This window comes from uncultured Campylobacter sp. (assembly GCF_938045405.1).
GTDB lineage: Bacteria > Campylobacterota > Campylobacteria > Campylobacterales > Campylobacteraceae > Campylobacter_B.
The window spans coordinates 1-12,147 of the sequence record NZ_CALIMW010000129.1 but is presented as its reverse complement, the minus strand read 5'-3'; the positions used below and the strand labels follow the sequence as shown (position 1 = coordinate 12,147).

General features: G+C 48.6%; 9 protein-coding genes. 4 read left to right on the top strand and 5 right to left on the bottom strand.

Annotated elements, in window-relative coordinates; all coding sequences use genetic code 11:
• The first annotated feature begins 188 nt into the window (after window positions 1–188).
• Entirely contained in the window at window positions 189–1,517 is a 1,329-nt protein-coding gene (hcp, locus tag Q0140_RS04915; protein WP_297962454.1) for a hydroxylamine reductase, read from the top strand.
• A gap of 331 nt (window positions 1,518–1,848) precedes the next feature.
• Here the strand turns inward: hcp and Q0140_RS04910 are convergent, their stop codons facing one another.
• Together Q0140_RS04910 and Q0140_RS04905 are read right to left on the bottom strand one after the other, a co-directional pair.
• On the bottom strand, window positions 1,849–2,418 hold the full coding sequence (locus Q0140_RS04910) for a hypothetical protein (RefSeq protein WP_297962452.1): 570 nt from the start codon (window positions 2,416–2,418) through the stop codon (window positions 1,849–1,851).
• Window positions 2,419–2,448: 30 nt separating this feature from the next.
• Window positions 2,449–3,345: a tetratricopeptide repeat protein gene (locus Q0140_RS04905; RefSeq protein WP_297962440.1), complete on the bottom strand. Its 897-nt coding sequence runs from the start codon at window positions 3,343–3,345 to the stop codon at window positions 2,449–2,451.
• A gap of 536 nt (window positions 3,346–3,881) precedes the next feature.
• On the opposite strand from Q0140_RS04905, the gene Q0140_RS04900 reads away from it, so the two are divergent.
• Both Q0140_RS04900 and Q0140_RS04895 read left to right on the top strand, forming a co-directional pair.
• Window positions 3,882–6,389: a molybdopterin-dependent oxidoreductase gene (locus Q0140_RS04900; protein WP_297962438.1), complete on the top strand. Its 2,508-nt coding sequence runs from the start codon at window positions 3,882–3,884 to the stop codon at window positions 6,387–6,389.
• Between the two features lie 2 nt (window positions 6,390–6,391).
• Window positions 6,392–7,093, top strand: coding sequence for a hypothetical protein (locus Q0140_RS04895; protein ID WP_297962436.1), 702 nt, complete (start codon window positions 6,392–6,394; stop codon window positions 7,091–7,093).
• A 922-nt stretch (window positions 7,094–8,015) separates the two neighbouring features.
• Here the strand turns inward: Q0140_RS04895 and Q0140_RS04890 are convergent.
• Window positions 8,016–8,846: a pyridoxamine kinase gene (locus Q0140_RS04890; protein ID WP_297962434.1), complete on the bottom strand. Its 831-nt coding sequence runs from the start codon at window positions 8,844–8,846 to the stop codon at window positions 8,016–8,018.
• A gap of 174 nt (window positions 8,847–9,020) precedes the next feature.
• Here Q0140_RS04890 and menA point away from each other — a divergent pair, with 174 nt between their 5' ends.
• On the top strand, window positions 9,021–9,923 hold the full coding sequence (gene menA, locus Q0140_RS04885; protein ID WP_297962432.1) for a 1,4-dihydroxy-2-naphthoate octaprenyltransferase: 903 nt from the start codon (window positions 9,021–9,023) through the stop codon (window positions 9,921–9,923).
• 537 nt (window positions 9,924–10,460) lie between these two features.
• On the opposite strand, the gene Q0140_RS04880 is transcribed toward menA, so the two are convergent.
• A complete protein-coding gene (locus Q0140_RS04880; RefSeq protein ID WP_297962430.1) occupies window positions 10,461–10,652 on the bottom strand; it encodes a hypothetical protein in 192 nt (63 codons plus the stop codon).
• 461 nt (window positions 10,653–11,113) lie between these two features.
• Window positions 11,114–12,147 (bottom strand): aryl-sulfate sulfotransferase (locus Q0140_RS04875; RefSeq protein WP_297962428.1); only part of this gene is annotated, 1,034 nt, incomplete at its 5' end.

Below are 12,147 nucleotides of genomic sequence, written 5' to 3'. Positions count from 1 at the left end.
CCGTGCATTATATCTAAATTTAAGTAGTCGTATTGCTGCTACGAGTGGAATTGAAGCAATTTATAAAATTTAAAATTCTCATTTTGTAAATAAATTTGATAAAATTTAGCCATTTCTTGATTATAATCAATTTTTTTGCCTAAATAAAATCTTAAAATTACCAATTAAATTTTTTATAAAGGATTTCTATGAGCGACAATCTAGAGATGTTCTGTCATCAGTGCCAAATGAGCGCGCCCGAGGGCTGCGGCGCGAAAGGCCAAAGCAAAGGCACCTGCGGCAAGGGCTCTACGCTCGCGCGGCTGCAAGATACGATGACCTTCGGGCTTAAGGGGCTTAGCGCCTACCGCCACCACGCGCATGAGCTCGGCGCCGATACTAGCGCGGTCGATACCGTTATGGCGGACACGCTGTATTTCACGCTGACGAACTCAAATTTCAACTTTGACGAGCATATCGCGCAGCTAATGGCCGTCGGAAGCGCGGGCGTGCAGATGATGGATATTTTAAGCGAGGCGCATACTGCAAAATTCGGCGTACCGACCCCTGTTAAAGTTAGCCAAAACAAAGTCGAGGGCAAGGCGATTTTGGTTAGCGGCCACAACCTGCACGCTCTTGAGGCGCTGCTAAAAGCGACCGAGGGCAAGGGCATCAATATTTACACCCACTCCGAGATGCTTCCTGCGCATGGCTATCCGGAGCTTCGCAAGTATCCGCATCTAAAAGGCAACGTCGGCAAGGCATGGTTCGATCAGACCAAGCTTTTTAACGAATTTAAAGGCGCGATTTTGATGACCACGAACTGCATCGTGCCGCTTCGCTCATCCTGTAGCTACGCAGACAGGCTGTTTGGCTACTCTATCGCGGGCACCGACGGCATCAAACATATCCAAAACGACGATTTTACGCCGCTCATCGAGTGCGCGCTTGCGTGCGGCGACGTGAGCATGGACAGCGACGAGAGCTTGGTGACGGGCGGACACTACAAGACGATTTTGAGCCTTGCGCCGCAAATTTTAGACGCGATCAAATCTGGCAAAATCCGCCGCTTTTTCGTCATCGCGGGCTGCGACGCGCCGGGCAAAGGACGCGAGTATTACCGCGAGCTAGCGCTTAGCCTGCCGAAGGACTGCGTGATTTTGACCTCTAGCTGCGGCAAATTCCGCTTCAACGACGTGGATTTTGGAACCGTGCCCGGCACCGAGCTTCCGCGCTATATCGATCTAGGTCAGTGCAACGACAGCAATGGCGCGGTCAAGATCGCCCTGGCGCTTAGCGAGGCTACGGGCATCGCGGTAAACGACCTGCCGGTCTCGATCGTGCTGATGTGGATGGAGCAAAAGGCGGTCATCATCCTGCTTGCGCTGCTTAGCCTGGGCGTTAAGAATATCAACGTGGGACCTACGGTGCCTGAGTTTTTCAACGACGAAATTTTGGGCTTTTTGGTGCAAAATTTCGGCCTTCGCCTAATCAGCGGCGACGCGCAGGCGGATCTGAAATACTTCCTGGGCGAATAAATTTCATAGAGAGGCAAATCGGGTAAATTTAATTCGGCAAAGCTCCGTTTTAAATTTACCCTTTATATAGCGCTTTTAGCGGAGCTAGCCGATCCACTCCGCGGCTATTTTGCGCCCGACGCTCATATTTAAATTTCACGACTATGCCGTCCTTCTTAATTTAAATTTTAAAATTCCATAATCTCACTAAATGCTTCGCAGAAGTTAATCAAACGGCTTTAAATTTATGCCGTTAAATTTCAAAATACTCACGATTATGCAAGCGGTGATGAGTGATATATTGTGAAAATTACGCCTAGCAAAGCACTCGTCTTATAGCTTTGCCACATAATTAAGGTCGTGCGGCATCGCGTAGAAGTCTTTGCGCCGCAGACTCTTTAGGTCGGAACGATTTTAGTGATTCGGACGCTTCACATAAATGATTTACGATATCTCCTACTTTTTCGTCCGTCGTACCAAGACGCGCCCAGTCGCCGAGTCTGCAGGCTTTTTCGTAATAGAGTGCCGCCTCCTGCATTTCTTCTATGCCGATTTGATACTCTGCATACAATCCGCAAGCCTCCCATTCTCCGCCTATGCCATCGCAGCTCTTTTTATAAAGCTGTACAGCTTGCGCCATATCTTGTTTGGCGCCCTTTCCCTCTTGATACATCATGCCAAGCTGCAAGCAACTCTCTTTATGCTTGCCTGCGCAAGCTTTGCCGAGGAATTCTGCAGCCTTGCCTAGACTAATCTCGGGCGTCAGATTATCTGATCGCTCGGCTTCTTCCAGATATGATGCGGCGGAGGAGGCGCAGGAGTCGGCGTGTCCTGCTTCGCAGATGATTTCATCTATTTTAGTTCCCAAACCGCCGAACGCTGCATAGCCTAACAGCACTAAAGTTAAAATTATCTTTTTCATTACAACTCCTCATATAAATTTAAAATCACCTCAGCGGGCAGCTTTTTCGCAAGATTTTTGCAGTATCTTGTTGGAATCGATACTTATGATTTTTTTGCCCAATTTGCACGCCTTGTCGTAGTATCTCATCGCCGCTCTTTGATCGTCGCTCTCTATATTAGAGGCGTATATCGCGCAAGATACCCAGTTCCCTTCAGAATCGCAAGATATTCTATACTCTTCGGCGATTTTCGCTTCAATTACGTCCTGCACAGCTCTTAAATTTTGCGCTTCAAGCTCAGCAGGTCTGCTGCAAAATTGCTTTATTCCATCGTTAAATGCGGGGTTATTTTGCAATGCGGGATCCGAGATATTTTTGCCAAGCTCGCAGGCCTTTTTATAGTATTTCGCCGCTTCTTTATTATCCTTTCCCTCCATAAATAAGGCAAATAACCCGCAAGCGAGTATATCGCCCTTGCTATCGCAATCTTTCTTATGTTGCTCGGACGCCTTTGCTAAATTCGCGTTATCACCGTCCATAACAGCCGCCAAAGTGCAGCTCTCTTTATCGCCCATATCGCATGCCTTTTTAAAGAACTCGAGAGCTTTTTTATCATCTTTTGTTACCTCTTTTCCTTCAAAATAAAACCCTCCTAATCCAAAGCAGCCACGAGCATAGCCGCCGTCGCACGCTTTTTTATAAAATTTAAAGGCTTTTGCCAAATCTTGCTTTACACCGAGATCGCCTAATACAAGGATATTTTCATATATCATACCGAGAGTAGCGCAGGCTTCCTCATACTTCACGGTTCCATTTTCATTCGTGAAATCTTTACCGCTTTCGCAGACCTTTACCAATGTATTTATTTGCTCATCCGTAAGCTCTTTTACCTCTTCGGCAAACATAAAATAGCTTAAAAAAGCCAAAGCTAAAATGATTTTTTTCATTTCTTCCTCCTTAAAATTTTTCGTATTATTTCACTTTTCGTTGTCAGATACTGTCATTTAATGGCATACTATCATTTAATGGCATTAAATTTTATTGTTTTCTTTGCTTTTAAAATTCCGCAGAAGTATACCCCCCCCCTCTTTTTTTTAAATAAGCGCAAAAATATACGATTGCCATGTTTTACAGCCTGCGTACGGCAATCGCATCAATATCTAATTTTCAATCTATGACTTACTGGCGCTATGAAATTTTATAGCGCCTAATACCGACGAGCTCTTGATATACTCAAAAATTCTAAAATTTTTAAGAGTCGATGTGCGAAATTTAAAAAGCTAGTTTTTAAAGTAAAATTATTTTAAAAACTTAATTTATAATTTAAGCTTTTATAAGCCGCGAAAATCTTAGCTCTATTTAAAAATAGAAAAATAAAATTTCGCTCTATAACTTAAAATTTCGTTTTAAGGCCGAAAAATTCGCAATTTTTAATGCTAAAATTCCATAAATCTTTCATTCATTTCACATTAAAGGAGAGAAAATGAAAAGACGAGAATTTTTAAAAGGCGTTGCCGCGAGTGCGGCAGGTGCGGCGAGTGCAAACGCTACTAGCGTCATCAGCGACGATCTGATGAATAGCGAGGATGCGCCGATCACCGCCTCGCATTTCGGCGCGGTTAGGGCTCTTAGGCGAAACGGCAAATTTGAAGGCGTTTTAAGCGAGAGTGAGCTAGATTTTTTCCCGATCAGCCTTACTCAGGGGCTTGCGGCGCGCACATACGATGCTACGCGCATCGCGCGACCATGCGTGCGAAAAGGCTATCTAGAAAAAGGTTGGCAGAGCGACAAAAGCATGCGCGGCAAGGACGAGTGGATCGAGATTAGCTGGGATGAGGCGTATAAACTCGTAGCGGACGAGCTAAAGCGCGTACTTAAAGACCACGGCGCGAGCTCGATTTACGGCGGCAGCTACGGCTGGTACAGCGTCGGCAGCGTAAATAACCCACAAACCCTGCTCGGTCGCATGCTAAATATTATCGGCGGCTACACTACGAGAAAACTTAACTACTCGTGCCACTGTATAAGCGCGATAACCCCGCACATCAGCGGAACGGACGAAGCCAACGCCTTGCAAACCGCGTGGCCTACGATCCTAAAGCATAGCGAAGTGGTGCTTATCTGGGGTGCCGATCCGATCAATACCAATCAGATCGCATGGGCCGTGCCCGATCACGAGAGCTATTTGTATTTCGCAAAGCTAAAAGAGCAGATGCAAAAGCGCGGCGTAAAAGTTATCACGATCGATCCCGTATATAACAACACCGCTAAATTTTTAGGCTCCGAGCACATTTCGATCAACCCTACCACCGACGTTGCGATGATGATGGCGATATGTTATGAGATGATGGCGCAAGGGCTTGCAGATGAGAAATTTCTTAAAAAATACACTCACGGCGCGGAGGAATTTAAAGCCTATCTTAGAGGCGAAAGCGAAGATGGGCTCAAAAAAGATGCGGCGTGGGCGTCTAAAATTTGCGGCGTGAGCGAGGATGAGATCAAAGGCTTAGCTAAAATTTTAGGCAGCAAGCGCACTATGATAATGTGCGGCTGGGGTCCGCAGCGCGCTCATCACGGCGAGCAGTTTCACTGGATGGCGACGGTGCTTGCCGCTTTCGTGGGCCAGATCGGGCTTGCGGGCGGCGGATACGGCTTTGGCTATCATTACAGCGACGGCGGCTGCCCTAGCCCCGCAGCTCCAGTAGGAAGCGCGCTAAGCCTCTCAAGCGGCGCGGCGACTACCTCCTCGGCTTTCCCGGGCTTAGGCAGCATGAGTATCGTGCCTGCTAGCGAGGGCGAGTGGAAAAACCGCGACAACATCGCAATCCCCGTCTCGCGCATCGTCGATTGTATCAACAATCCGGGCAAGGAGATAGATTTTAACTGCAAAAAGATAACCTATCCCGACATCAAGCTTGCCTACTGGGCGGGCGGCAACCCGTATCTGCACCACCCTGATACGAATTTGCTCGCGCGCACGTTTGAAAAGCTCGACACCTTCATAGTCCAAGAGTGCTTCTGGACGGCGAGCGCGCGTATGGCAGACATCGTTCTGCCCGCCACTACCGAGCAGGAGCGCGACGACATAACCAAATCGCATACGAATAAATTTATAATCGCTATGCATAAGATTGCCGAGCCTTACGAGCAGGCGCAAAACGACTATAAAATTTACTGCGAAATTCTAAAGCAGTTCGGCGAGAAGGAGTATATGGCGTTTAGCGAGGGCAAGAGCGAGATGGAGTGGATCAGGCAGTTTTACGACGCTTCGAAGAAAAAAGCGGACGCATCAAAGATAAAGATGCCGGAATTTGAGGAGTTTTGGAAAAAGGGCTTCGTGAAATTTGAAATTCCAAAGCACGCCTACGAATACGTAGCGATGGAGGAATTTAGAAAAAATCCTATCATAAATCGCCTCGGAACGCCGTCTGGAAGGATCGAGGTCGTCTCGAAAAAGATCGCTAAAGCGGCGCTGGACGACTGCCCTGCGCATCCCACATGGATGGAGCCGATGGAGTGGCTGGGGAACGCGCAAAAGACGCAAAAGTATCCGCTAAATTTAATAACCCCGCATCCGAAATACCGCCTGCACGGGCAGCTAAACAACACTTGGCTACGAAGCTTAGAAGAAATTGACGGTCGCGAGCCCGTGTGGATGCACCCAAAAGATGCCGAAGCAAGAGGACTTAAAAACGGCGACGTAGTTAGGGTTTTCAACGATCGCGGCGCCGCGCTTGCAGGGCTCATCGTCACCGAAAACGTAAAGCAAAGCGTCGTGCGGATGCAAGAAGGCGGCTGGTGGGATCCGCTCTTTAGCGATAGCGGCGATATGTGCGTACACGGCAACGCAAACGTGCTGGTGCCCAACGAGCCCAGCTCGAAGCTTGCGTGCGGCAACCAAGCCACCGCGCTGGTGCAGATCGAGAAATTTGAAGGCGAGCTTCCGCCGCTTGCAGTATTTTCACAGCCGAAATTCGGCAAAAGGAGCTAGCGATGAGACAAAATTTTAAAATTTACGCGAGCGAACGGGGTCAAATTTCATCGCCGGGCGCGAGTGAAATTTCATCATTTAGCGCGGAGAAAATTTCATGCGAAACGGATAAAATTTGCGCGTCCAAGCGAGGTAAAATTTTATCCAAAGCGCTAGCGGCGTTTTTACTCGCGGCAGCTTGCCATTTGGGCGCGACGGATCTTTTCGTCGCGGCTCAAACCCCGCTTCTAAACAAAGCGGGCGGCAAGGAGATCGCCAAGCTGCACGTAGGCGCGAAGCTGCAAGTGCTAAAGGACGGCAAGGACTACGTGCAAGTGCGATACGCGGGCTTCGTGCCCGAGGGAAGCAACGTAAGCTACGCGAGGCTTGGGATTTTGGAGCAGGATTTGCAAGCGCAAAACGCAAAGAGCCTAAAGACACTAAAGACCGTGAAGGACGACTACGATAACGAATGGGCGAACGTCACTATCGACGGCTACGTTGCGAAGCTTGCCGTGACGGACGATGCGGCTAAAATTTACGACGCGGGAGAAAATCTATTCAAGGAGCGCTGCGGTAGCTGTCACGCGCTACACGGATACGATGAGTTCAACGTCAATGTCTGGCCTAGCGTGGTCGAGACGATGATACAAAACTCGGGGTTGCAGCCCGACGAATACGAGACGCTCGTGCGATTTTTGCAAAGCAAAGCGCCTGTGGAATGAAATTTAAAGCGCTTGCTATTTGCGCAGCGGGTGGAATTTATCACTTAAATCTCACCCGCTAAGTAAACTTAGAATTTTAATACTCGAAGTGGAATTTAGTTTTAAAATTTACAAAGTAAAGCTCTGCCCAGGAAATTTCGGCTATGGAATTTTGCGCTAGCACCCTTTTGTGCGAGTAAGCTCATTCGCCACGGCGTAAATTTCGGCTATAGACTTATGCGCGGAATTCTGCTTGATTTCGCGCAGTAAAATTCTACCGCTACGCGATAAATAATAGAATTTTTCACAATATTTGCTTTAAAATTTCACGCTCGGTGCGCATTTTGCCTATATCACAAAACGCAGCAGCCGCAAAATTTCACGCGGTAGCTTTCCGCTGCAGATAGAATTTCACTGCGCAAATTTTAGATTTTTAAAGCGAAATTTCAAATAAAATTCGTGCCATAAACCATCGCGTAAATTCTATACCAAAAAACCATAACTGCGCGACATCGATACGGATTTTAATCTAAATTGCTCATAAATTTTGAGATTATTTTATAAGTGCATGGCGCACGACTCGCAGGAATAAAATTTTAAGCAGATTTTGTACGAAATTTCAAAATGCAGCTCAAACTCGCAAGCAGATAAATTCGCTGTAGCCTTGCGTTTATAATTCCGTGCTAACGACAAATTTCGCATCTTTACGTCGGTGCAAATTTTAAAATTTTATGCAGGATATAAAATTATAAGCCCGTGCAATGCATGAATTCTAAAATTACACGTCGCCTATAGAATTCCATGCCCCACACGACACATAAATTTTGAAAATTTTAAAATTTCACGCCGCAGATAAAATTTAGGAATTTCCTTTTGCGGTAAAATTTTAAAGCTCTACCACAAATCCTCTGTCCGCGCGGCGAGTTCCAAATCCGTCTAGAACTTAGATTTTCCTCACCAGCTCGGGAATTATCGCTTCGAAATCGACCCCTTCGTAGTCCTTGCGCTCCTCGTCGCTCATCGTCTCTTTGATCGTGCTGACGACGAAGTCCGCAGCGACTCGAACCGCCGTTTCCAGCGACTTACCGCGCATTATTGCGCCGAAGGCTACGGCGGCGAAAATATCGCCGGTACCGTTAAATTTAACCGGCAGCAGCTCGTGAAAATACTCGTTCGTCCTGCCCGTGCGCGCATCGTAGCTGAAAACCCCGCACTGATCGGCGATGTAGCCGATGCCCTTTAAAATAACCTGTCTAGCGCCCAGTTCTCGAAGCCTTGCAAGCAGATCCATGATAAAATCCCTATCTGCGTCCTCTCGGTACGGCACGCCTGTAATCGCGCAGGCCTCAGTGATATTGGGCGTGATGACGTCGGCCTTGGCGCACAGAAGCGCCATCATACGGGCAAAATCCTCGTTAAAGCCCGGATAAAACACGCCGTTATCGCCCATACAAGGATCGACCAAAATGGTCTTGCCCGCGCCGCCGAAGCTCGCAAATAGCTCACCCATAATCTCGATCTGTGCCGCCGAGCCCAAAAAGCCCGTGTAGATGCCGTCAAACACCACTCCGCGGTCTTTCCAGTGCGCCATGATCGCGCGTATTTGAGAGCTTAGATCGCAAAAGGTGTAGCCAGAAAAGCCCGTATGCATCGATAAAACCGCCGTAGGGATCACGCTCGTGCTCATCCCCATCGCGCTTAGTATCGGCAAGGCGACGGTCAGCGAAACCTTGCCCACGCAGGATATATCTTGAACGGTAAGAACTTTTTTCATCACAATTCCTAAAATTTTTGGCTCTATTTTACCGCTATTTATATTAAAAAGGCGAATTTAAATAAAATTTACTCTACTAATAGTCTAAATTTATAATATTTTTGGCGTTTTTCCGCTAAATTTTATCTCGAGTTCGCCGTAAATTCGGCTCTAAAAATCAACAAAAGGCAAAAAATGATAACCGCAAAGGCTCTTTACGCATCAGCTCGCCTTAGATCGCTACCTCTTAGCGTCTCGGGCGTACTGCTCGGTAGCGGTGCGGCATACGGTGCGGGCGCGTTTAGAGCGGATATTTTCGCGCTGGCGCTGCTTACGACGCTTCTGTTTCAGGTACTCAGCGACTATGCTAACGACTACGGCGACGCGGTAAAAGGCACCGATGACGAGGGCAGACTGGGGCCGCGCCGCGCGATCCAAACTGGGCAGATGAGCGCCGAGCAGATGAAGTGCGTCATCGTCGCTACGGGGCTGCTTTCGGCGCTTTGCAGCCTCGCGCTAAGCGTTTTGGCGTTTGGCGAGCGGTTTTATCTCGTGGCTCTATTTTTGGCGCTGGGCGGCGCGTCGATATACGCGGCGATCCGCTACACCGTGGGAGCCGGCGCATACGGATACCTGGGGCTCGGCGACGTTTTCGTGTTTTTGTTTTTTGGACTACTAAGCGTGCTGGGCTCGTACTTTTTATACGCGCGTTCGCTCGATGCGCTGCTGCTGCTGCCTGCGTGCGCGTGCGGGATGCTAAGCGCGGCGGTGCTAAATTTAAATAATATGCGCGACGTGCAAAACGACGCGCTCAAGGGCAAGCGCACGATCCCCGTTCGTATCGGGCTGCGTGCGGCTAAGCGCTACCACTACGCGCTAATTGCCGGCGGAGCGGGGCTAATGCTCTGCTACTCGTTTTTACGCGGCGAACCGGGCGTGAGACTGCTCTACGTAATTAGCTTCGTGCCTCTTATTTGGCATTTCTTTTTCGTCTTAAAAGTGAGGGAATGTCGCGACTTTGACGGACAGCTAAAGGTCGTCGCGCTCAGCACGTTTGCGATGTCGGCGCTATTTTTCGTTGGGGAGATTTTGAGTTAAACTTAAACGCCGCGCGGGTAAAATTTACGTCGGCACCGCAGCAAAGTCCTCTCGCGCAAAAGCGCTTCGTGCGAGTTCTCCTAATCTTGCAATCAACCTGCTTGTCGCACAGCAAAGCGTCTGCGGCAAGCTCGCTCAATGAAAACGTCCATAGCATATCTCTGTCCGCCTGATGGCTACCGCAATAAAATTTAAGGGGGCAAACTCCAGGTCTCCGCGCCGTCTTGTATCGTTAAATTAAGCGAGCAATACCGCTCTTAAGTCCATACAAGCCCCGTCACACCACGCTTTAATTGCCATTTTGACGGCGAGTTGCCCGCCTTTTGCGTCAAATTTAAAAACTAGAGCATTAATTCTACAAAAGGCCCGCGTGTTTGGCGCGGTGGGCTTTGTGCTTATTGCACGGCGGCAGTTCGCACCGCAAACGCTGCTTTAGCCCTACTTTTGAGCCCTCGCGCCGCTAAAATTTTACTAAATTTTACGCACCGCCTTTTTGAAACGATGCTTGCAAAACCATGTCTTTCTGCACATAGCCCCTTAAAATTCGAAGCAATTTTGCACATTGTTTAGAACTTCGCGGTCGCAATATCCGCCGTTTTGCTCGCAAAAGTCCAAAACCGCCACCTCATTCGGCACGCGGCGAGCTCGCAAAATCCAGTATGAGCCTATGCGTGCCGTCGCAGTCGCGATGCGCCAAGCTCTAGCCCAAGAACTTAAATAGCCCCTCAAACTCCGCCCTATTCATAGACAGGCTCTTTTCAAACAGATCTCGCTGCCGCTACGCCGCGAGCTTTTTGAGTTCCTTTTTCTAGATTTTTCCACTATTTCTCCTTTGCTGCGCCGCCTTGCCGCACGGATATCCTTTGGGCGCATTAACCTCATACCCGTCGTCCCCCGCCCTCAAGCGGGATGCAAATTTCATCCAAACCGTGCGCTACCTCGTCTATACCGAAATAACGCTTATTAATTTTAGCAGAGCGAAATTATAGCAAAAGCAGAGCGCGAAATCGCAAATCCGATGATTAAATTTTATCTAGAATAAAGAGCTATGTTTTCGGCTAAATTTTGCCGTACCGAGGGATAAAATTTAGCAAATTCGGATGAAATTCTATCGAGTAGATGTGTAGAATTTGACCATAATCTAAAACAAAAGCGGCCGCGCTCGAAACACGACCGCTAAATTTTAAATTTTATTTCTCAAACGCCTTTTCTACGCTAAACGGAAACGCCTGATAGCCCATCGCGTTGGTCATTTTGATTTCGATTGACGGCTCTTTTGCGCCCCACTCAAACTCGTTGATGTGAGGGCTAGGCACGCCGACGGGGCGACCTTTGGCGATGTCAAACTGCATGCCCGCGACCGCGGAGTAAACCATCACGCTATCAAGGTCGTCTTGATACTGCGCTAGCGAAGTAACCGAGCTGTACCACTCGCTGCCGCGCTGTTTGCCGTACTCCCAGACCTGCTCGACCGTTTTGGCTTTTTCATCGATTTTATAAACGACCGCGCGGGAGTATTTCATACCCGCCATCGCAGGCTGCTCCATACCGCGGGTGTCGCCGTTATCAAAGACGGTTAAATAGACGAGCCCTTTTTTAGACTTGCTATCGATTCGGAAAGCCGTGTGCTGCGTCCACTGCCAGTCAAATCCGCCCGTTTCGCTCTCATATCCCGGGCATTTTGAGTACTCGTCCTCGCAGACTATTTTTTTGCCGTCTTTATCCACAGGCTGAAGTAAGTAGCCCTTAAACTGATCCTTCCAGCCCTTGTGCGCGCCCATTATCCACTTGATCTTTTTGTCGCGGCCGATCTTGATGACGGCATCTTGGTGACGGCTGGAGATGATGATACTATCGTCGCTCGGATCATAATCCACGCTATTTACGTGAGCCCAGTTACGTCCAGGGCCCGAGCCTACGATGTCGCCCCATTTTTCGTTCGTATCCATCGCGGCTAGCTCGTCCGAGCTTGCGGTATGGCCTGCCTTGCTAGCGTCGATGTTTAGACACACCGCGCCCTGATCGAGAGTTTTTAGCACGATGTCGCGGTACGGATCGAGAATTTCATACAGCCTAAAATCATCCACGACGTTGCCGTCTCTATCGACCTCGACGATGACGTCGCGCACGGTGCGGACATTTTTGCCGTCGGCGCGTTTATAGTTAGCATTTGCCGCGCGGAGGAAATAATGCCCGTTTTGCGCTACGTCCATGGAGTGCGAGA